17 protein-coding genes are annotated in these 20,999 nt (G+C 42.8%); 5 read left to right on the top strand and 12 right to left on the bottom strand.

Translation table 11 applies throughout. The annotated features are described in order from the left end of the window. Positions 1 to 26 precede the first annotated feature (26 nt). The 3 genes from OCV70_RS17715 to OCV70_RS17705 form a co-directional block, all read right to left on the bottom strand. Positions 27 to 1,736, bottom strand: coding sequence for a type 2 periplasmic-binding domain-containing protein (locus OCV70_RS17715; RefSeq protein WP_117849488.1), 1,710 nt, complete (start codon positions 1,734 to 1,736; stop codon positions 27 to 29). Between the two features lie 98 nt (positions 1,737 to 1,834). Next, positions 1,835 to 2,740, bottom strand: a complete 906-nt coding sequence (locus OCV70_RS17710; protein ID WP_117849489.1) for a carbohydrate ABC transporter permease — start codon at positions 2,738 to 2,740, stop codon at positions 1,835 to 1,837. Between the two features lie 12 nt (positions 2,741 to 2,752). Continuing rightward, entirely contained in the window at positions 2,753 to 3,709 is a 957-nt protein-coding gene (locus OCV70_RS17705; RefSeq protein ID WP_262579949.1) for an ABC transporter permease, read from the bottom strand. Between the two features lie 221 nt (positions 3,710 to 3,930). On the opposite strand from OCV70_RS17705, the gene OCV70_RS17700 reads away from it, so the two are divergent. From OCV70_RS17700 to OCV70_RS17690, 3 genes are read left to right on the top strand one after another with little or no spacing between them, the layout of a single operon-like run. Further along, the gene (locus OCV70_RS17700) at positions 3,931 to 5,763 is read left to right on the top strand and encodes a sensor histidine kinase (RefSeq protein ID WP_262579948.1); all 1,833 of its coding nucleotides are present in this window, start codon (positions 3,931 to 3,933) and stop codon (positions 5,761 to 5,763) included. 51 nt (positions 5,764 to 5,814) lie between these two features. After that, positions 5,815 to 6,594: a response regulator transcription factor gene (locus OCV70_RS17695; protein ID WP_262579947.1), complete on the top strand. Its 780-nt coding sequence runs from the start codon at positions 5,815 to 5,817 to the stop codon at positions 6,592 to 6,594. Then, positions 6,587 to 8,239, top strand: coding sequence for a type 2 periplasmic-binding domain-containing protein (locus OCV70_RS17690; RefSeq protein WP_262579946.1), 1,653 nt, complete (start codon positions 6,587 to 6,589; stop codon positions 8,237 to 8,239). The genes OCV70_RS17695 and OCV70_RS17690 overlap by 8 nt, the downstream gene beginning before the upstream one ends. A gap of 69 nt (positions 8,240 to 8,308) precedes the next feature. Here OCV70_RS17690 and OCV70_RS17685 read toward each other — a convergent pair whose 3' ends face one another. The 6 genes from OCV70_RS17685 to OCV70_RS17660 all read right to left on the bottom strand — a co-directional run bounded on the left by OCV70_RS17685 (position 8,309) and on the right by OCV70_RS17660 (position 16,379). Continuing rightward, a complete protein-coding gene (locus tag OCV70_RS17685) occupies positions 8,309 to 9,736 on the bottom strand; it encodes an alpha-L-fucosidase (RefSeq protein ID WP_262579945.1) in 1,428 nt (475 codons plus the stop codon). A gap of 66 nt (positions 9,737 to 9,802) precedes the next feature. Continuing rightward, on the bottom strand, positions 9,803 to 11,233 hold the full coding sequence (locus OCV70_RS17680) for a sialate O-acetylesterase (RefSeq protein WP_262579943.1): 1,431 nt from the start codon (positions 11,231 to 11,233) through the stop codon (positions 9,803 to 9,805). 322 nt (positions 11,234 to 11,555) lie between these two features. Then, a complete protein-coding gene (locus OCV70_RS17675; RefSeq protein ID WP_021924881.1) occupies positions 11,556 to 13,031 on the bottom strand; it encodes an FGGY-family carbohydrate kinase in 1,476 nt (491 codons plus the stop codon). Positions 13,032 to 13,217: 186 nt separating this feature from the next. Then, positions 13,218 to 14,150, bottom strand: a complete 933-nt coding sequence (locus tag OCV70_RS17670; RefSeq protein ID WP_262579942.1) for a transketolase family protein — start codon at positions 14,148 to 14,150, stop codon at positions 13,218 to 13,220. Then, positions 14,143 to 14,976: a transketolase gene (locus OCV70_RS17665; protein ID WP_262579941.1), complete on the bottom strand. Its 834-nt coding sequence runs from the start codon at positions 14,974 to 14,976 to the stop codon at positions 14,143 to 14,145. The genes OCV70_RS17670 and OCV70_RS17665 overlap by 8 nt, the downstream gene beginning before the upstream one ends. Before the next feature lie 2 nt (positions 14,977 to 14,978). Beyond that, on the bottom strand, positions 14,979 to 16,379 hold the full coding sequence (locus OCV70_RS17660; RefSeq protein WP_021924884.1) for an L-fucose/L-arabinose isomerase family protein: 1,401 nt from the start codon (positions 16,377 to 16,379) through the stop codon (positions 14,979 to 14,981). Between the two features lie 289 nt (positions 16,380 to 16,668). Between OCV70_RS17660 and OCV70_RS17655 the strand changes: the two genes are divergently transcribed. Both OCV70_RS17655 and OCV70_RS17650 read left to right on the top strand, forming a co-directional pair. After that, positions 16,669 to 17,676: a LacI family DNA-binding transcriptional regulator gene (locus OCV70_RS17655; protein ID WP_021924885.1), complete on the top strand. Its 1,008-nt coding sequence runs from the start codon at positions 16,669 to 16,671 to the stop codon at positions 17,674 to 17,676. A 151-nt stretch (positions 17,677 to 17,827) separates the two neighbouring features. Beyond that, positions 17,828 to 18,529 carry a LytTR family transcriptional regulator DNA-binding domain-containing protein gene (locus OCV70_RS17650; protein WP_021924886.1) on the top strand — a complete coding sequence of 234 codons (702 nt, stop codon included), beginning with the start codon at positions 17,828 to 17,830 and terminating at the stop codon, positions 18,527 to 18,529. A 142-nt stretch (positions 18,530 to 18,671) separates the two neighbouring features. Here the strand turns inward: OCV70_RS17650 and OCV70_RS17645 are convergent, their stop codons facing one another. From OCV70_RS17645 to OCV70_RS17635, 3 genes are read right to left on the bottom strand one after another with little or no spacing between them, the layout of a single operon-like run. Next, on the bottom strand, positions 18,672 to 19,586 hold the full coding sequence (locus tag OCV70_RS17645) for an SIR2 family NAD-dependent protein deacylase (protein ID WP_021924887.1): 915 nt from the start codon (positions 19,584 to 19,586) through the stop codon (positions 18,672 to 18,674). Continuing rightward, positions 19,537 to 20,310: a protein-ADP-ribose hydrolase gene (locus tag OCV70_RS17640; RefSeq protein WP_021924888.1), complete on the bottom strand. Its 774-nt coding sequence runs from the start codon at positions 20,308 to 20,310 to the stop codon at positions 19,537 to 19,539. Before OCV70_RS17640 ends, OCV70_RS17645 begins: the two co-directional genes overlap by 50 nt. Beyond that, the gene (locus OCV70_RS17635; protein ID WP_021924889.1) at positions 20,307 to 20,918 is read right to left on the bottom strand and encodes a 4Fe-4S binding protein; all 612 of its coding nucleotides are present in this window, start codon (positions 20,916 to 20,918) and stop codon (positions 20,307 to 20,309) included. The genes OCV70_RS17640 and OCV70_RS17635 overlap by 4 nt, the downstream gene beginning before the upstream one ends. Positions 20,919 to 20,999: the final 81 nt, after the last annotated feature.

The following is a 20,999-nucleotide window of genomic DNA, read 5'->3' as shown; positions in this document are numbered from 1 at the left end:
GAATTTTTAAAGCCTTATTGTTTATCTTATTTAACAGTTTTCTCATTCAGAGTTTCAATGATTTCATCAAAGTCTTCATCTGTCTGGCTCTTGATGTCATCAATGTAATCTTCCCATGCATCGTCATCATTAATGTCGTTCTCACCTGTGATAAACTGAAGCGCAAGCTCTTTTACTCGTGTCTCGCAGGTTCCGCCATATCCAAGCTCTGCTTTTGCAGAAGACTCTTCGGCAGTCAGATAGGTAACCGGTGCTCTGTCGTATGGGGAAACAGAATCCTCTCCGCCGTTGGCATCAGACTCAACCCAGTATTTTCCTTCATAGTAACCTTTTTCAGCATTCCACCATGGCTCCGGATTAGAAGCAACCTCAAGCATTGCGTTGAAATCAATCGGGTTAAATGGAATACCGGTTCTGCAAACGCTAGAAGAGGTAAGTCCATACTCAGCGGATTTTGTTGCAGGTGTTGCATCGTTCAGAATATCATCTACGAAAGTCTTAGTTCCATCAGCTTCTGTATAGGTTTCGCCTTCAACACCCCAGTTCATAAGGTTTACCATCTCATCAGAATACTGATAGTCAATCATTGCTACTGCATATTCCGGATGCTCGGTTTCTGCGCTGATATAAATACCCATATTTGCATTCAGAGATTTTGCTGCCTGTCTGGAACCCCATTTCCAGGCAGTACCATACTCTGTATTCTCTGGAAGATATGCAAGACCCCATTCCATGTTGTCATCTGTCTTAGCAGCATTCCAGCTCGCTACAGATCCAGACCAAAGTGTCGGGCAAATACCGCCAACATTTGTGGTAGCCTTTGTCTGGCCCTGATTGAAGTCTGCTGTTGCAAACTCAGGATCAATATATCCAGCCTCATATAAGCTGTTCAGATATTTCAGGCACTCACGGAAGTTATCCTCGATCGGTCCAAATACCCATTCCTCACCATTGTAGTACAGGCAGTCCCATGTATGGAAAATTCCAACAAATCCACGGTACAGGGAATAATCTTTTGTGTTGTTGATAATAACATAATCAAGATCAAGTGATCCATCGTCAATCTTTGCCTGCATGTCAGAGCAAAGCTGTGTAAACTCATCCAGTGTAGCAGCCGGCTGCCAGCCGTTTTCCTTAAGAAGATCAAAACGATATGCAAATGCTGTGAAGGACTGTGCTCCCTGGATATCATCCGGGTTGTAGAAGCCATCCATAAAGTAATACATGGATCCGTCCTCATTCTTTGCAAAATTCTCGCCACCGTTTGTCTCTTTCATATATTCCGGATAGTAAACCATATAATCGGAATAATCAGCAAGATTTAATAAGGTTCCGTCCTCACCGTACTCATTGACAGCTGATCCCTTTGTTACAGTAGCAATATCCGGAACTGAACCAGACTGAAGTACAACCAGCTCATTTGCCTGATAGTCCGTTGCAGGTGTTCTTGTCCATGTGATATCAAGCTTGCAGCCAAGGTAATTCTCCATAGCCTCCTGCCATTTTTCCTGAACCAGTGTTCCATCAGAAGACTGCTGATAATCTGCGATGCTTACTTCCAGATGTAAGGTTCCGTCCTCAAGCTCCGGAAGCTCAATGCCATTATCTGCAGCTGTTGCTTTTGGTGCTGAATCCTCTGCCCATACAGCAGTTGTTCCCATGGTTGTGAAAAGTCCTGCAGCCATTGCTACTGACATTCCCATAGCGGTAAGTCTTTTGGTGGTTTCTCTCTTCATAATTTCCTCCATTTTCTTTTTTAGACATTGTTGAATAGTAAACGTGTGTCTTTTATTTATAAGGAAAGCTGTCCCCCAGCTTCCGTATAATCTGAATATCAGCCCTTAACAGCTCCTACCTGTACGCCCTGTGCAAAGTATTTCTGGATGAACGGATATACCAGAAGGATTGGTCCTATGGTTGCGATTACGCAGGCATACTGTACATTCAGACTGTTTAGGTTACCGTTACTGATCATCTGCTGTGCATCACTCATGTTTGCAGTACCAGATGTAAATACAATTTTTCTAAGAAGCATCTGAATCGGCTGTTTTGCAGGATCCTTAATGTAAAGAAGTGCTTCATAGTAGCTGTTCCATACGCCAACAACGGAAAACAGACCGAAGGTTGCGTACAATGCTTTTGAAAGGGGCACATAAATCTTTGTAAGAATCTGGAACTCACTGGCTCCGTCAATTCGGGCGGCTTCCCTGATTTCCGGGGAAATTCCCTGATAGAACGAACGATAAATGAAAATATTGTAAGCACTTACCGCATTTGGCAAAATCAGTGACCACCAGCTGTCATACAGACCCAGATTCTGGATCAGCAGGTAAGTAGGAACTGTACCACCACTGAAAAACATAGTGATCAGCAGGATAATGGACAATGGTTTTCTCAGTACGAATTCCGGTGCCATCATAACGTAAGCCATAAGGGAATTCAGCACCAGGCTGACGATCATAGTTCCCACGGCGATTACAATCGTGTTCCAGTAAGCTCCCAGGATATTCTCATCCTTGAATAAAGCTTTGTATCCGTCCAAATGAAATTCCTTTGGAAAGAAAGTAACCTGACCGGTTGTGATCATGCGGTTGCTAGACAGTGAAGTGGCAATTACATTCAGGAACGGATACAGAAATATAATCGATACAATGATCATGAATGCAATGAGGAACACGTCAAATGCTCTGCTGCCAATATGTATTTTGTTATTCTGTTTTTTTGCTTTTCCAAATGACATGAATTTTTCCTCCTACCACAAACTGTTTTCCGGGTTGATTTTCCTGGTAATCATGTTTGCTCCAAATACAAGAGCAAAGCCAATGACTGAAATAAACAGGTTTACGGCTGTTGCATACGAGAATTTACCTTCCACGATACCTTTCTGGTAAACAAAGGTTCCGATTACTTCCAGCTGACTTCTGTTTGTGTCGTTCTGCATCAGAAGGATCTTGGTATAATCACTGTTCAGCACGTTTCCAAGATTCATGATCAGAAGAATCGTAGTGGTTGGCTTAATAGTCGGCCAGATAATATTTTTGATCTTCTGCCAGCGGTTTGCACCGTCAATATTTGCTACATCATACAAGGTTACATCTACATTGGATAATGCGGACAAATACATAATGGAACTCCATCCTACTGTCTGCCATACCTGTGAGCCGAGATATAAAGGAAGGAAATACTGGCTTCCATTATTCATGTCCACTCTCGCCATTCCCAAAAGATCTCTCACATCGTTGAAAAGTCCGGTAGTAGAACCAAATCCGTTTAACATAGAGCAGATAACTACTACAGAAAGGAAATGAGGAATATAGGAAATTGTCTGTACTGCACTTTTAAATACCTTTCCTCTTAACTCATTCAGCAGAATGGCAAAAATAATTGCCGCCGGGAACGTAAATAGCAGATTCAGAACTCCAATTTTCAGTGTGTTCCATATAATCTGTCCACTGTTTACATTTTTAAAAAATTTAATAAAATTTTTCAGTACAGGCTCCAGCCAGTTACTGCCCCAGACACCTTTTGATGCTTTATAATTCTTAAATGCGATCAGAATTCCATACATTGGAACATATTTGAAAATGATCAGTATGATCAGCGGTGCCAGTGCCATAATGCAAAGGGCTTTCTGTTTCCATAGCAGTTGCCAGAATGTTTTTTTCTTTGCCGCATATGGAATGGACGTGGTGTTTGACCTTTTCGCCATATTTCTCTCTCCTTCCGGTCTTGTTTTTCTGATGTAATTATTGTATTGTATAAATCGCAGTGTTTGAATGGAAGATTCATAATTTTTTCATGTATATTTTACATTTTTTTCAGAGTTTTCCCACTAAATATGGAATATTCTCAGGTTTGTCCAATAATTTTCCATGACACCCTGTAAAGGATTTATTGTAAAATAGGATTAAGAAAGGACAGGCATTATATATGAAAAAGCACAAAACAATCCTGCTTCCCCTTGGACGGCAGTTTTCTATTATCTTAGTATTATTTATTGTCTGCACAGCAGGCATTACACTATACAACACTCAGGATTACGTTCGGGTACAGACTGACTTTCTTAGCAGCAGTCTGGACTCTTACTCCTCGCAGCTTGCCAAAAATACCCAGGAAGCCTACGATAGCTACGAAAATATATGCTATAGCGTGGCATACAGCTCTGTAGTTCAGGATTTTCTCAGCAGTAAGAACAGGCAGAGTTCCTATGAAGCTTATCAGGAGCTGCGAACACAGCTGGAAAACACCTTCCTTCTGAATCCATATATTTCTGATATTGCAGTTTACGGACAGGACGGAACCTTTGCCTCCCTTGGAGGATCTGCATTCAGCTACAAGCCCTTTGCCGATAAGCTTGAGGAAACCTCGTTTCCCTACTGCACCGTTGGCACCACCTTAATAAACGGAACCAACTGCCATATCCTTGCCATGCCGATCTGTACCTTAGGTACCGGACAGAGCCAGCGCCTTGGCATCCTTTTTCTGGCCATTGACATTAATCATCTGCTTAGCAACTCTATGGCCAATATGAATAGCCAGAAGCTTTATGAACCGGAAATCCTGTTTGCAAATGCACAGCAAGAGCTGATTTATGGAACAAGAAGCCTTTACCGTACCGTTCTTAGCACCCCCGCACCTCAGTCTGAAACAGACACCTACGAAGTAAAAGCAAACAGCTCCCCGGTAACCTATATCGCAAAATGCTATTCCTTTCGCAAGCTTGGGCTTTCCCTTTATGTGCTTGTAGACAAAAGTCAGCTAACCAGCCAGATCCAAACTATTTCCCAGCGTCAGTTTCTCGCTACAGGTGCTATACTTCTGCTGGTCTTCCTCTTTGTAACTTTCCTTTACAAGCCATTTTTGGATTCGCTGAAACAGCTGATCGATTTTATGAAAAGTATTTCTGCCGGAAACAGAAAAGCAATCAGAAAAGGTGCCCAGATTCATCAGGGCTTAATTGGGTCTACTGAAATCAACGATATTTTTAACGCATTTAACGAAATGCTGATCAAAACCGAAGAACTGAATCATACCATTTTTGATTCCTATACCAGAATGTATGAATTGGAAGCCAACAACCGCAAAACAGAAATTGCATTTCTGCGAAGCCAGATCAATCCGCACTTTCTTTACAATACGCTTACCATGATCTGCGGTATGGCTGCAGAAGGCATGACTGATAAGATTATTCTGGTTACAGGTGCACTTTCCCAGATTTTTCGATACAGCATTAAAGGGAACGACTTGGTTTCTCTGCGGGAAGAGCTGGAAATCGTAAAATCTTATCTGATGATCCAAAAGGAACGCTTCGCAGACCGCTTCACCATTGAATATAATTTTTCTGATGATGCCTATGACTGCCTGATACCCAAAATGGTCATCCAGCCACTGGTAGAAAATGCAATTGTCCATGGACTGGAAAAAAGTCTGAAACCAGGCTCTATTCTGATCGGTGCCGGACGAAATCCCCGGCACGGTTATCTGGCCATCTGGATTTTTGATACCGGTGTGGGCATGCCGCCGGAAAAATTACAGGAGCTGCGCCATTCCATTGCGGCTTCCGTCCATGACAAAACCGGAGATGCTTCTGCTGATCTGGCAAAAATGGATGCGCAGAATCACGACAGCATCGGAATTCTAAATGTCAATAGCCGTATGGTGCTTTATTATGGAGCAGACTACACTCTTATCATTGACTCCGAGGAAGGTGTAGGAACCAATATTCAGCTGCGAGTTCCTTATCAGACAAATGATTCTTTGTAAACCTCGTAACAGTTCACCCCTTCACCAGGGCATCTAAAGGAGAATATTTATATGTATCAGGCAATTGTAATTGACGATGAAAAATGGGTTGTAAAAAGTCTGATTGCTACCATCAAAAATCAGGACTATTTTGAAATCACTACTGAATTTTATGACGGCCTGTCCGGTCTTGAATATATCCGTATTCACCAGCCTGCACTTGCATTTGTGGATGTAAGGCTTCCCGGCATGGGTGGACTGGAAATTCTGCAGGCAGCTCACGCAGAAGGCTTGTCAACTCTTTTCATTATGATAAGTGGACATGCTGAATTTGCATATGCTCAGAAAGCAATGTTTCACAATGCGATCGGATACTGTCTGAAGCCATTTTCCCGAAGTGAGCTTATGGATTCCATGCAAAAGGCCTATCAGCTTCTTCAGGAGCAGGAGCAAAAAACAGAAAATCAAGAAGTTTCTTTAGAAGAACAGCCAAACATTTTTCATCCTCAGCATCTTGTTTCTTCTCACAAGTCTGTGCAGATGATGATTGATTATACAGAAAAGCATTATCAGGAAGATATTTCCATACAAAATCTTGCAGAATACTGCAGCATCAATCCTAATTATGCCAGTCAGATTTTTCGTCAGGAAACAGGAGGAACCTTTGTCAGCTATCTGACCAGTCTGAGGATTGAACATGCTGCATGGCTTCTTGCACACAGTGACCAGACCGTATTTGCCATTGCCACTCAGGTTGGCTACAGTGACTATTTTTATTTTGCAAAGGTGTTCAAAAAAGTAAAAGGATGTACACCTACCGCTTATCGAAAGGATTCTGAAGAACATGTGTGAGCTTATTTCTAAACAGTTATTGGGGATTTCCATTGCAGCCACTTTGATTTTCACAGCCACCGGCTGTGGTTCCTCTTCAACTACTACAAAAACCAGCCGTCAGGCACTTCCCGAATCCATCCAGAATCTGTCCTTTGATGAGCATTTAAATATCAGTGTTGGCTACTGGAATATTGAAGAGATGGAAAAAGCAACCGAACCAGATGCTATGACTCAATATATTGAAGATTTATTTAATATTACGCTGGAACCGATAGCAGTAACCTGGTCAAATTACAAAGAGCGTTATCAGATTTTAAGTGCTACCGGAAGCCTTCCTGATGTTTTTGCCACATTAACACTTTCTTCCAACGACAATAATGACTCCGCAACCTTTTCCGATTTTATCAATACCGGTGCCATCCGTGCTCTGCCGGAGGATCTGACAGACTATCCGCGCCTGAATGAGATTTTGGATTCTGTATCCTATACCCGATATACAGATGGCAAGTATTATGCCATTCCCCGTGTTTCCTTCCTGGATCCAGTTCTTGGTGCTACAGATGCTGCCATGCTGGTCCGCCGGGACTGGATGGATAACCTTGGAATCTCCGATCCGGAAAGCTTTCAGGATTTTGCAGACATGACGATTGCTTTTGCCAAAAATGATCCGGACGGAAATGGCATTGATGATACGCTTGGTTACAATGTTAATTCCATAAATGCACTTGGAAAATGGGTGATTCTTGGCATCGCTCCTGAATGCAATGTTTATTCCTGGACGGAAAATAACGGTTTTTATGTTCCTTCCTGGTCCACAGACGCATTCAAGCAAGTAGTAAAGGATTATCGCCTGCTGTACGAAGAGGGCGGTCTGGACCCTGATTTTTACACCAAATCCCCCTCTTCTGTTATGGACGACTTCGCAGCAGGACGGCTCGGTGCCCTGGAATATAAATCCTCCCCTTCTTCACTTATGGAATTAAAAAACAGATGGGATGCCTTGAATGATAAGTCCTTCGAGGACTGTGTGGATGTACTTCCTGTTTTTCCCGCACCAGACGGAATTCGGTACAGTAATTCCTCCAGCAGCTTCTGGTCGGAATCTTATATTTCCTCGGATGTAGACGATACAAAAGCAGAGCGCATTCTTGCTCTATTTGAATTTCTTCTTTCTGATGAAGGACAGGATTTCTGTCACTATGGATTAGAGGGAATTGATTATGAAAAAGATAAAGATGGAAATTATTCCTGTCTTCTGGATACAAAAGGAGAAAGCCTTACCACAGCTCTTGCCAGAAAATATCCATCTTCTATTTTGTTTTCCGGTATTGCAACCTGGGGCGGAAGCTGGAAAGATTTTGAAGTCAATGATATGAATACCCTCCGTTATGGAAAATTTGCAACTATTCTTGCTTCTGAATCAGCCAATTACTGCAAAGAACACACTACGCAGGTCAGCCGCCCTTATGCATTTATGAGCTATCCAAAAGAACCAACAGAGGAATTTAGCGCCTCCAATGCATTTAAACAATTTATAAGCTGTATTATCGGAAATGATGATGCCGTAGACATGTGGGAAAATGTGTTAAAGCAAATGCGATCTGACGGACTGGACGAATATATTCAAATGCAAAATGAAAATTTTGCCAAATCACAAAATTAATTTAAAAATCCCCACCTGAAGCTTTGCTTATACAGCAATAATTTCAGTGGGGATTTCGTATGGAAAAAATTAATTAATTTTCAAAACATAGGCACAGTCACAAGGTTTCTTTTCCGGTGCTTTTACATAAAGCCCGTCTTCTTTTCTGTAAAAAGCAAGCTCACCTTCATTTCCCAGCATAGTTACCTTCTTAATCTCGCCATCAAGAATACCGCCCTTACGAAGTGTACGGATACGGAACTCTCCATCCTCTGGCCAGCCAAATGCAATAGCATAAAGAGCATCGCCATGTGTGGTAAAGCGGAAGTCCTGAGCGGTAAGAGTATCACTATGCACGTCAACAGCATCCCCCTTATCAAGCTGCTCCTGGATTTTTTCCACATCATAATTGGCATCATCTACTGTAGTAGGACCTTCTGCTGCCATCTTAAATGGCCTTGTCTCATAAATTGCTTCACCGTTTAAGGCCAGCCAGTCTCCGATTTCTTCCAGAATACGCACTGCATCCGGATGGAAGGAACCATCCGCATATGGGCCTACATTTAATAGAAGGTTTCCATTCTTGGATACAATATCGCAAAGCTGATGAATGATCCTCTCTGCTGATTTATATTTCGGATTTTGTACCATACACCAGGTAATATTATCCTCCAGACGGTCGTCAGACTGCCATGGGAAGTCCTTGGGGGAAGAAAATCTTCCGCACTCAATATCATAAACGCCGATATCCTTAGGATAATCCTCCTGTTTATATGTAATGATTCCGTCCTTAATTCCTCTGGTGTTGTAATAATATTCGGCTACATCATAACGGTAATCTTCCTGGATAATGCAGGTACGGCTGTCAAAATACACCTCATCCGGCTCATACTTGTCGATAACCTCCAACACCTTATCCCGCCAGCTTTTGCAAAATGCTTCATCCGGATAGCGATAAGGAATATAGCGATTTGTCTCAAGAGGCAGTGCAGGACCGTAATATTTTTCGTTTTCCGGAATATACACATCCGCCTCATTATCCGTTGACATAAACCATCCCCACAGCCACTGATGGTGAAAGGTTGCCACTGTACGAATTCCCTGCTTGCGAAAGGCCTCTGTGCATTCTCCCACAATATCACGGTGAGGGCCATAATTCATACTATTAATTGGATTAACTGCGCTGTCCCACATGGAAAAATTATCTGCATGCTCACTAACTGCACCGGCATATTTTGCACCGGAACGCTTTACAAGAGAAGCCCACTGATCCGGATCAAATTTTTCTCCTTTGAGCATATCATAAAAGTCCTTATAGCCAAAGTCATGAAGACTTCCATAGGTTTTCTCATGATACTGGTTCTGCTCCAGGCCTTTGCAGTACATATTTCTGGAATACCACTCGTTTTGATATGCCGGAACGCTATATGGTCCCCAGTGAAAAAATAATCCAAACTTTGCATCTCGAAACCACTTTGGTGCTTCTCTTTTTACATTGTTCCAATTGACCTCTCTCATGTTTTCCAATACTCCATTCTGCCCGCAGGCGTTTTTTGTTGCACTGCCATGGGCAGGCTGAATTTATTACAATTTTATTGCCCTCTTATAGAAAGACAGAAGCGGCAAAAAGGTCACTTCGTCCACTGGTGGCTGTTTAACCGGATCTGCCTGCCATACAAAGGAAAGCTCTGCTTCATCCTCCACTTCTCGTGCCAATTCCAAATAAAGATGATTTTTGTTCTCTCTGTTTCCGCGAATATGAAGGATCTCCACCTCGCCCTCGCTGTCTGTCAAAGTAAATCCGCTGTCTTTTCCCACTGCTGAGTAAACCAGGAAGCAATTCTTAACATGATCGCAGGTAAGCTTCAGCCAGATTCCGCTTCCCTCCAGCTGGAAGCTCTTTCTTTCCGCTTCGTCTGCTCTCTCAACCTTTACAAGCTCAGGCGGCTGATACTCTTCTTTTCCATTTAACACATGGGCACATTGCTTCGCCAGCTTTTCTCCAAGCGCTACATTAGCCTGTGCTGTATTGTGGATTCCATCGCAAAGGCTTAAATTGGAAGTTGTCAAAACAGAAACTCCCGGTATCTCCTTGGCAGCTCTTGCCTGAGCATCACGCACCATTCCCCAGCACTCGTCATTGATTCCATTGATCTGTCTGTTCAGCTGCATGGTAAAAAACGGGATCTCATATCCCAGTTCTTTTCTGGTTGCTTCCACGTACTCCCTAAAATGCTCCAGATATTTTTCTGCCGGTCCCGGATTGGTATCTGAGCAGCCCTGATACCAAAGCACTCCTGCATATCTTCCCCCGGTCTGATGAATCTTGTCCAACATATTTAAGTACAAATCTCCGTCCTTTGGATTCCATCTTTCCATAGGAGAACCGCCAAGAGAGGTCTGAATCAATCCCACAGGCATTCCCGTCATTTTCCCATAAGTCTTTCCAAACGCAAGATAAGGAGATACTCCCGGCACACCCATCTCTTCATTGGCCAGAGATCCGGCAAAAGTGCTTTCATTCATAGGGTGGCTTGCAATATCCCACTTGCTTCTGTTACGATACAAATGCACATCCATACTAGGTGGGTCAATGCAAAAATCCCTGCTGTATCCCGCTGAATTAGATTGACCTGCAATAATAAACAGGTTTCCTACTCCCAGATGGAGCACACAATCTCCACGATAGAGCCATGTAAGATCCGGAACAGTGCTCTTTGTTTCCAGGCTGGTGTCAATCCTGTAAGGTCCCCCGGCCGGAATCTCCAGTGTCACCTCAAATTCCCCCTGAAATTTCTCATTACATGTAAAATGATCTGCATTTGTCCAGGGAATCACCGTCATATTGTCATCCTCACGCATAACTCTCACAACCGGAGTAACCCTTTCAACACCCACTTCAATTGCTGCCGGATGAACCTGAAAGTTTCCCTTTAAAGCCACAGATGCCTTACCATTCTCCTGCTGCAAAATTTCCCAATCTGCCGGAGCCTTCGTTAACGTAATTCCATGCATTTTATTACCCTCTCTTTCTGGCTGCATAATCTATTTAAACACATACACTGCTTACTTTAATACCTGACTAAAGCACAAATTTCATGCTCGTCTTATTTTTCATTATAAAGTCTTTTCAAATTCATTGGTATATTCATTTTTCAGACCATTATGTAAATTTTTCAGATATATGAAACTGCCTGCACCTCTTACAAGTAGTCTGGAACCAGGATTTTATGAATATAGGACAAGCCTCATGAACACTGTCCTGACCTTTTATAGGCCAGCTTGTTCATGGGGCTTGCATATAGGAGACGGACTAAACCATCTTAAATACAAATTGTTATTTGTTTGTAATCACGGAAGCCACAGCCTTCTTCCATCCGGCATACTTCTGTGCCCGTTTCTTTGCATCCATATCCGGCTTATAAGAAACCCGGTTCAATTTTCCGAAGATACTGTCATCCCAGACACCAAGCTGCAATCCTGCCGCATATGCCGGTCCAATTGCAGAAAGCTCCTCTGAATCCGGAACCAGTACCCCGGCATCTGCGATATTACTCTGAAACTGCATTAAGTAATCATTTCTGGTAGGACCGCCATCTACGCGAAGCTCCTTCACCGGAACACCTGCGTCCTCGGCCATTGCCTGTACAACATCTGTAATCTGATAAGCAATACACTCAAGTGCAGCTCTCACAAACTCAGCCTTACGGGTGGTACGGCTCATTCCTACAACAGATGCTCTTGCCTCGCTATCCCAGTAGGGCGCACCAAGACCACTAAATGCCGGAACCAGATACAGGCTATCCTCCTGAATTGCAGCCTTCGCCAATGGACCAGTCTCCCCAGGTGAAGCAATAATCTGCAGATCATCCTTCAGCCAGGTAATAACAGCACCTGTATAATTCAGGTTGCCCTCAAGCACATAGTTCACCTTGCCGCCGATTTTCCATGCCAGAGAAGTAACAACCCCGTGTGTACTCAGAATCGGCTTCTCACCGATGTTCATCATGATAGAAGAACCGGTACCATAGGTAGACTTGATCATGCCAGGCTGCAAACATCCCTGTCCAAATAAAGATCCATGAGAATCACCCAGTACACCGTGAATCGGAATTTTGTGAGGAAGCAATCCCTCAAAATCAGTTTCTCCAAAACAAGCGTCAGAATCTGTCACCTCGGCCATATTCGCCGGATCAATGCCAAACAGCTTACAGATCTCAGCATCCCACTTCAGATCAAAAATATTAAACAGCTGGGTCCTGGAAGCATTGGAATAATCTGTTCTGTACTCCTTACCCTCTGTCAGCTTAAACACCAGCCAGCTGTCAATAGTACCATGACAGATTTCGTGGCGTTCTGCTGCCTCCTTTGCACCTTCTTCATTTTCCAGAAGCCATGCAATTTTAGAAGCCGGGAAATATGGAGAAAGATTCATTCCTGTTTTCTGGCGGATCACCTCGGCCGCACCGGCAGCCTCCACACGGGCACATACATCTACTGCACGGGCACACTGCCATACAACTGCATTTCCATAAGGCTTACCTGTAATACGGTTCCATGCAAGGGAAGTTTCACGCTGGTTGCTGATGCCAAGACCAACCACACATTCTTTTTCAACACCCTCAAGCAGTTCCCGTACAACCTCAAGTACATTGCTGTAAATCTCCTCCGGATCATGGGAAACCCATCCCTTCTCATTGATGATCTGCTTATGCGGACGGTCTGTGCGGCGCATAATACTGCCAGTCTCATCAAAGAGAAGAGCCTTGGTACCCTGCGTACTCTGATCAATACTTATGATATATTTTGCCATTTTGCTATCCTCTTTTTTCTAAAATACAACGACAGGCGTGCCTGACCAGGTACCCCTGCTGTCCTCGCACCTTACGATGCATGCACAGCCTTTGGATACCCTGGATCTGCATTTCTGCAGTCTGTCAGTCACGCCTGAGCCTGTTCATTATTTATCTGTAAAATCTTTCAGGAAAAATCCCGGCTCTTATTTCAGAGCTTCAACTGCCTTCTTGGCAATTCCCTCAGCATTTAATCCATAATAATCAAATACTTCCTGTGAGGTTCCTGTGATAACCGGAGCATCCGGAAGAGCCATGTTCAGCACTTTTCTCGGGCACTCTGCACCAACAACCTGTGCAACCATAGAGCCAAGTCCGCCAAACGGTGCATGCTCCTCAACTGTGATAACAGCCTTTACATTCTTGGCAGCCTTCACAACGCCCTCAGCATCCAGAGGCTTCACGCAGTACATATCCAGTACAGTTGCGGAAATTCCCTGAGTCTCCAGTAATTTGGCAGCCTCGAAAGCCGGGCGAACCATCTCGCCGCATGCGATGATCGCAACATCTGTTCCCTCTTTCAGAACAGTAGCCTTGTCCATTTCAAATGGACAGTTATCCTCTGTATAAATATCCTCAACCGGATTTCTTCCTACACGGATATAAGAAGGCTTCTCATCCTTTAACAGGGCCTCAATCAGATGTTTTGTCTGATGACGGTCACTTGGAAGATATACTCGCATATTTGGAATTGCAGCCATAGCAGCAATGTCCTGTGCAGAATGATGGCTCATTCCAAGCGCACCATAGCTTACACCGCCACTGATACCGATCAGGGTAACATTGGTGTTGGAGTATGCAACATCAATCTTAGCCTGCTCATAGCTTCTTGTTGATAAAAAGCAAGCCGGGGAGCATGCGAAAGGTTTCTTGCCGCATTTTGCAAGACCTGCTGAAATACTTACCAGGTTCTGCTCCGCAATACCTGTCTCAACAAACTGTTCCGGGAAATTATCTGCAAATGGTGTCATAGATGCAGAGCCTCTGGAATCACTGCAAAGCACCATAATATCTTTATCGTCTTTCGCCTTATCCATCAATACTTCACAAATTGCCTGTCTGTTTGGAATCTTATTCATGAAGAGCGGCCTCCTTTCTTGCTGCAAAATCCGCAATGATCTGATCATATTCTTCCGGGGTCGGAACCTTGTGATGCCAGTTTGCTTTGTTTTCCATTACAGAAGATCCACATCCCTTTACAGTATTGGCGATCACTGCCGTTGGTTTTCCTTTTACTGTTTTTGCTTCCTCAAAAGCTGCATTTAACTGGTCAATATCATTTCCGTCTTTTACATCAATTACATGCCATCCAAAGGAACGGATACGTTCATGAAGATCGTCATGTCCCATAACATCCTCTGTATTTCCGGAAATCTGAAGACGGTTACGGTCAATTACTGCGCAAAGGTTGTCCAGCTTGTATTGATGTCCTGCCATGAAGCCTTCCCATACAGAGCCTTCAGCTAACTCACCGTCACCCATTACTGTATAAACACGATAATCTCTGTTATCTTTTTTGCCTGCGAGAGCCATGCCCACACAAACCGGAAGTCCATGTCCGAGAGATCCGGAATTCATTTCGATTCCGGGAAGCTTATTGTTCGGATGTCCGATATATTTAGAACCAAATTTAGAGAAGTTTGCTTTGATATCATCCAGATCCAGAAAGCCTCTTGCTGCAAGTACTGCATAATACGCTTCTACAGAATGACCCTTGCTGAGTACAAAGCGGTCGCGATCCGGGTCATCAAGTCTTTCCGGAGAAACATTCATCTGACAGAAATACAGGCTGATCAGAGTATCGATCACGCTCATATCACCACCGATATGACCGCCCTTTCCGGCAACGATAATGTCTACAGTATCTTTTCTTAAGTCAAAAGATTTTGCCTTTAAATTTTCCATTCTCATTCACCTCTTAAATATGCTTTCACATCTTCTTCAATAGGATCATATAAATCAGGAGTGATGCCCATATATTTGCATGCCTCGTAAAGTACCGGAACTACATCCTTATGGATACCTACGCAGTGATGGATATATGGTCCCTCTACGATCTTAGCTTCCAGACGTTTGATATTCTCCACTTCAACCCACAGGTAAGTACCCATTCCTTTCGGTCCGTCAACGCCTTTGGCTTTTCCAAGAAGCATGGAGTATTCTCCGTTATCACCATCAAAACGTGCCAGAGTAACTTCTCCATGTTTTGCTTCTGCTGTAATGCTTCCCGGATGGCTGAATGCCAACGGATAAGTAAGCTTCGGTGTTTCTCTTGCAACAGAAATCGGCCATGGTCCGCAATGCTGAAGAAGCTCGCCGTTCTCAATATCAGGATGACGGATAGTCCAGTCTGCAAAGAAGCTTCTGGTATCGTCAAGTGCTGCTGCCTCAACAAGAAGAGCTGTAATTGCTCCGTGAATGTCAGTCTCACATACAACCGGAATTCCCTCTTCGTTCAAAAGAGCATTTGCTGCACATGGCATAATTCCGATTTCACTCTGCAGCTGGTTCCAGCACTGGATTGCAGCTGCCTGGCAGCCATATTTCTTAATGAGATTTCCCATCGCAACCTTAAGAGCAGCTACGTTCTCAAGCTCATTGTCTTTTACGCAGATTTCCATGTTTGCACGGCAATACTCAACAACCTTTGCAACCTCAGTTCCCTCTGCTTTCGCTTTCTTCATCTCATCTGTAAGCTCAGGCATTGGGATAGGAGTCAGCTGAATGTTGAATTTTTCAAGAAGCTCACCCTCATTGCACATGGTTGACCAAAACTCATATGGTCTTGTGGAAATCTGAAGAATTCTCATGTTGCGGAAGGTTTTTACTACGTTACAGACAGCCATGAAATCGCGAAGGCCTCTCTCGAATACAGGATCGTTCAGTCTGCAGTTTGTCATATAAGTAAATGGAACACGGAATCTTCTAAGTACTTTACCTGTTGCAAAAAGTCCGCACTGGGTGTCACGAAGACGAACGCCGTTCTCATCTGGTCTCTCATCAAGAGGTCCCCACAGAAGAACCGGTACGTTTAATTCCTTTGCAAGTCTTGCACACTCGAACTCAGTTCCGAAGTTGCAATGAGGAAGGAAAAGTCCGTCGATTTTTTCTTTTTTGAATTTCTCTGCAATTTTGATGCGGCCCGCTTCGTCATAAAGAAGACCTTCTTCATTTACATCTGTGATATCTACAAAATCAATTCCTAACTCTCTTAATCTGTCTGCAGTAAGTCCACGATACTTAACTGCGTCCGGTGCACTGAAAATGCTTCTTCTGGTTGGCGCGTAGCCGATTTTAATCTTTGCCATTTTTTGCATTCCTCCTTATAATTTTAATTTTTTACATATACTTTTTACTGATTTTGTTTTGTCCGATTTCAGGAAAGCTTCAAATTATCTCACAACTTTCGTTATTTTTTTATATCGTATTTGCTTTTCCTTATGGCTCTAGTATATGTCTCCTTCAACTTTATTCCAATAAAAAATAAAGTTTTTTCAACTTTATTTTTACTTTATTTCTGGCAAATATATTGTTTATTTTTCAATTAAGAAGTACAATATATACAACATAAGAAACTTTATCCGGGAGGTGACGAAAATGCCCATTACTGCAAAAGAACTGGCCAAAAAGCTGAAGCTTTCACAGACTGCTGTCTCCATGGCACTGAACAATAAGCCTGGCGTCAGCACCGAAACCCGCCGCATGGTAGTAGAAGCCGCAGAGAAATACGGCTATGACTTTACCAGGCTTTCTTTAAAGAAAAATAAAGTCGGAAGCATCTATGCAGTCAGCTACCGTTCCCATAATGCCATCATGTCCTATTCCCCTATTTTTGACGCAATGGTTGAGGGCATGGAGTCCATGGTGCAAAAAGGCAACTACAAGCTGAAGGTCATCACCTTCTATGAGAAAAGGGACAACCTGGAGCATTATCTGGAAGATCTTCGAACTACAGATTGTGTGGGGATCATTTTATTTGGTACAGAAATGCGTGAAGAAATGGTTCGGCCGTTTTTAAAGCTTCCTTTCCCGGTAGTAATTCTGGATGCTTACTTTGAAAATCTGAACTGCAATTATGTAGTCCCAAACAACCGCCAGGGAGCGTACCTGGCCACAGATTACCTGATCAGCCGCAGAATGAAACAGCCTGGATATCTGCAGTCTGCATATCCTCTTCGTAACTTTTCTGAAAGACTTGAGGGCTTTTATCATGCAGTCCATGCCAATGGAATGTCTCGTTCCCGCTGCATTATCCACCAGCTTTCCCCGTCTATTGATGGTGCAATGGCAGACATGCTGGCTGTGATCGACCGCGGCGATGCCCTGGCAGACTGCTATTTCGCAGATAATGACCTGATTGCAATCGGCACCATCAAGGCTCTGCGCCTGCGGGGCTACAAGATTCCGGAACAAATTGCAGTAGTTGGCTTTGACAATGTTTCCGAAGGACGCATTATTGATCCTGCGCTTACTACCATCAGCGTCCCCAGGCATTATATGGGACAGGTTGCGGCCAGAGAATTGCTCTCCCAAATTGAAGAGCCAAGACAGCACACCTGCAAAATCGAGGTTTCTGCAAATCTGGTTAAACGATTTTCGGTATAATGCCTTATTTTTCAAATAATTCTGGAATCTAAAGATATTTTCCCCTTCCTATATTAGGTTCCTGATATTTTGACCCGGATATCTTCAATTTATACTGACAAATCTTTACAGATATGGTATACTTACAATAAAAATCGGGAGGGGCATTTATATGGATGAGAAAGTATTAAAGTTTTTCAAGAAATATAATATCCATATTAATGATATCAAATATTTGCTTAGACAGAATAATAAGACTTGTATCTATACAACTGACGAACGTGTAATAAAAACTTTTATCACAGTGAAGGACCTGTTCAAGGAGCTTAGACCTTATAACTATATTTGCATCAATAAGGGAACTGTAGTTGCCAAAGAACAGATTAAATACATAGAAAACTGTACCTATCACATGCTGGACGGCACCTGTCTGGAAGGTCGTAAACGTGGTGCCGCCAGCCATAAACAGCTAAACAAAGCTTTGCGTCATGAGCTTTCCAAAATTACATCCACCGATATCTGTACACGTTTCTCCGTATTGGATAACATGCCCCTTGCCTTTTGCGTGATCGAGCTTATTTTCAACGAAAACGGAGCCGGAATTGATTTCGTGTTCCGGTATTGTAACAAAGAACTGCTCTTTCTGGAAAAGAAAATGCCGGAAGAAGTGCTGGGGCATTCTCTCTATCAGGTATTTCCCCAAAATGATAAAAAGCTTCTGGCCGCTTATACCGATGTTGCAGTAAACGGTAAAAGCTATCACCTTCAGACATATAGTACCCGGCTTCAAAAACAGCTTATTCTCAAGTGCTTCCAGCCTGTGGAGAATTTTTGCGCATGTATTTTGGTTCCGGCTGATGATTTTTTGAAATAGCAGGCAAAGGGGCTGTCTATTTCCCGACAGCCCCTTATATAGTTATGCTACTTGAAAATGGATTATTATGTTCTAATTACTTTTTCTCTATTACCGTTATTCAATTCTATACTAAAACTCCAATCGAATCTGTCTGTCAAGTCTACAGTTCTTTCAGAACCACTCCGATATCTTCATTCATGCAGACAGACTTTCTCCTTATTTCTTCCGGCGCATATGCTTCACCCTGGTTCAGACACACATAAAATGCATGTTGAAATGTGCTTGTCATCTGCCAAAACGGATATTTTATAATACCAGGAGTATTATATCCTACCCCAAGTTCAAGGAACACTATTTTCTGCTTTTTATGATCCTGTATAAATTTCTCGTACTTTTCTGCTGCCCGGTGCCATCCGTTATCTTCAACAAATGTCTGATCCGATCTAAGATTCATACTCATTGGCTTACCACAACGCGGGCAATATGGAATCAGCCCCGCCGGAACCGTAAGCTTTATTTCTCCGTCTTCCGGTTTTTGCAGTTCCCCGTCTTTTATCTGAAATCCCTGACTCAGCACCATTTTTTTAATCTTGTCTTCATTGTCATAGGTTTCCTTATGGCAAGGCTCACTACATTGAAACAACCCATAATCGCCCTGTGTATAAAATATTCTGTTTTTATCAAAGCCGGCCTTCTGGAAACAATGATCCACATTTGTTGTCAGAACAAAATAATCCTTCTCTTTCACCAGATCATACAGGTTCTGATATACTGGTCTGGGAGCATTCATATAACGGTTGATATAGATATACCTGCACCAGTATCCCCAGTGCTTTTCCAATGTTTTATATGGGTAGAAGCCTCCTGCATACATATCGGAAAATCCATATTTCTTTCTGAAATCCGAAAAATATTTTTCAAATCTTTCACCGTTATACACAAAGCCGGCTGATGTGGAAAATCCCGCACCAGCCCCTATTACAACAGCATCTGCTTCCCCAATTTTTTCTTTTATCTGTAAGATCTTATCCGAGTAACTGTTTGTAGAGTCGTTCATCTTCCTCTTTAAAAACATTAAATATCACCTTTATCTTTGATTTTGTCTTTTCTTTATATTGCTTTACTGTCTGCACTGCAAGCTCAGCAGCTCTTTTATTTGGGAACATAAACACCCCCGTTGAAATGCAGCAAAAAGCAATACTCTTTACCTCATTCTCATCAGCTATCCTAAGACACGATTCATAGCAGGATATCAGTAAATGCTCATGTTCCTTTGTCAGCTTTCCCTGTACGATTGGACCAACTGTATGAATCACATGATCACAGAGCAAATTGAATGCCGGAGTAATTTTTGCCTGACCTGTCGGTTCTTCGTGTCCCTGTTTCATCATCATATCATTACAATAATTCCGAAGCTGAATTCCTGCATAAGTATGTATACAATTATCAATACAGTTATGACAGGGATGATAGCATCCTGTCATACCGCTGTTTGCCGCATTTACAATTGCCCCCACCTTAAGCCTTGTAATATCACCCTTCCAGATAGAAAGATCAGGTTGAACCTCCCTGATATCTGCCAATGTAACAATCCCTTTCTTCTCATTTTCTTCCGAAAGGTATGCATCCTGAATCTGCAAAAATGCATGATCCATTTTCCCTGGCATTCTTATATTCATAAGCGATCTGAGCAGCATTTTCTGCTCACTTGTGTCTGTTGGGATCTGCATGTTCTCATACTCTGGTCGCTCTTTCAATAATCCTTTAATTAAATATTTTCTTCTGTCATCCTGATTCATTTCCTGATCACCGCTTTCACCGGACAGTTTTCATAACAGTTTCCACAGTGCAGACAGTGCTCCTGCCGGATAACAAAAGGTGTTCCCTTCTCAATACATTTCTGTGGACAATGTCTCATACATTTCCCGCAGCCGATACAGGATTCCGTTATGTAATATCCCTTTTCTTTTACACTTATATCTCCCAGAATATATGTCTCCCGGAAAATTGGATTTACGCCAAGATTAAAATACTCCACTTCCGCCTTATCAATACAGAAAATAATTCCGATTTCTCTTGTATCCCCTGGATATACATTAGCAAGATATGGCTGCTCTTCAAAAATAATGTCCATCCATTTTTTCTGTTCATTCTCTGCTGCTGCGTAAGCCTTTCCAGACAACCGAATCATTTCTTTGTATTTGGTATAAGCAAGAATCTGAACCCTGCCATCTTCCATTAATTCTTTACAAAAATTTTTACCTCTGGCGGTGAAAAAATAGAGTGCATCCGGCTCATAATGAATCGCGCTGATATTCCGTATCTGTGGTGCTCCTTCACTGTCCACTGTTGCAAATGCAAGCACTCCCACCAATTTCATTTTTTTCAGACATGTTGCTAAATCCATCTTAATCTCCATTCCGCCGCCTTCGGCTGGCGGCACAAATAGTAATGAAAGTGTTTCAACTCTCTACATTGTGCTGTAAAA

It is taken from the genome of Blautia acetigignens (assembly GCF_025566865.1).
GTDB lineage: Bacteria > Bacillota > Clostridia > Lachnospirales > Lachnospiraceae > Blautia_A > Blautia_A acetigignens.
This window is presented reverse-complemented; position numbering and strand designations above follow the sequence as displayed.

What these genes read in the sequence shown, in the direction of transcription:
- OCV70_RS17655 (WP_021924885.1), top strand. Translation starts at nt 16,669, where the DNA reads ATGCCCATTACTGCAAAAGAACTGGCCAAAAAGCTGAAGCTTTCACAG.
- OCV70_RS17715 (WP_117849488.1), bottom strand. Translation starts at nt 1,736, where the DNA reads ATGAAGAGAGAAACCACCAAAAGACTTACCGCTATGGGAATGTCAGTA.
- OCV70_RS17680 (WP_262579943.1), bottom strand. Translation starts at nt 11,233, where the DNA reads ATGCATGGAATTACGTTAACGAAGGCTCCGGCAGATTGGGAAATTTTG.
- OCV70_RS17710 (WP_117849489.1), bottom strand. Translation starts at nt 2,740, where the DNA reads ATGTCATTTGGAAAAGCAAAAAAACAGAATAACAAAATACATATTGGC.
- OCV70_RS17660 (WP_021924884.1), bottom strand. Translation starts at nt 16,379, where the DNA reads ATGGCAAAGATTAAAATCGGCTACGCGCCAACCAGAAGAAGCATTTTC.
- OCV70_RS17685 (WP_262579945.1), bottom strand. Translation starts at nt 9,736, where the DNA reads ATGAGAGAGGTCAATTGGAACAATGTAAAAAGAGAAGCACCAAAGTGG.
- OCV70_RS17670 (WP_262579942.1), bottom strand. Translation starts at nt 14,150, where the DNA reads ATGAATAAGATTCCAAACAGACAGGCAATTTGTGAAGTATTGATGGAT.
- OCV70_RS17695 (WP_262579947.1), top strand. Translation starts at nt 5,815, where the DNA reads ATGTATCAGGCAATTGTAATTGACGATGAAAAATGGGTTGTAAAAAGT.
- OCV70_RS17675 (WP_021924881.1), bottom strand. Translation starts at nt 13,031, where the DNA reads ATGGCAAAATATATCATAAGTATTGATCAGAGTACGCAGGGTACCAAG.
- OCV70_RS17665 (WP_262579941.1), bottom strand. Translation starts at nt 14,976, where the DNA reads ATGGAAAATTTAAAGGCAAAATCTTTTGACTTAAGAAAAGATACTGTA.
- OCV70_RS17645 (WP_021924887.1), bottom strand. Translation starts at nt 19,586, where the DNA reads ATGTTTTTAAAGAGGAAGATGAACGACTCTACAAACAGTTACTCGGAT.
- OCV70_RS17690 (WP_262579946.1), top strand. Translation starts at nt 6,587, where the DNA reads ATGTGTGAGCTTATTTCTAAACAGTTATTGGGGATTTCCATTGCAGCC.
- OCV70_RS17650 (WP_021924886.1), top strand. Translation starts at nt 17,828, where the DNA reads ATGGATGAGAAAGTATTAAAGTTTTTCAAGAAATATAATATCCATATT.
- OCV70_RS17635 (WP_021924889.1), bottom strand. Translation starts at nt 20,918, where the DNA reads ATGGATTTAGCAACATGTCTGAAAAAAATGAAATTGGTGGGAGTGCTT.
- OCV70_RS17700 (WP_262579948.1), top strand. Translation starts at nt 3,931, where the DNA reads ATGAAAAAGCACAAAACAATCCTGCTTCCCCTTGGACGGCAGTTTTCT.
- OCV70_RS17640 (WP_021924888.1), bottom strand. Translation starts at nt 20,310, where the DNA reads ATGAATCAGGATGACAGAAGAAAATATTTAATTAAAGGATTATTGAAA.
- OCV70_RS17705 (WP_262579949.1), bottom strand. Translation starts at nt 3,709, where the DNA reads ATGGCGAAAAGGTCAAACACCACGTCCATTCCATATGCGGCAAAGAAA.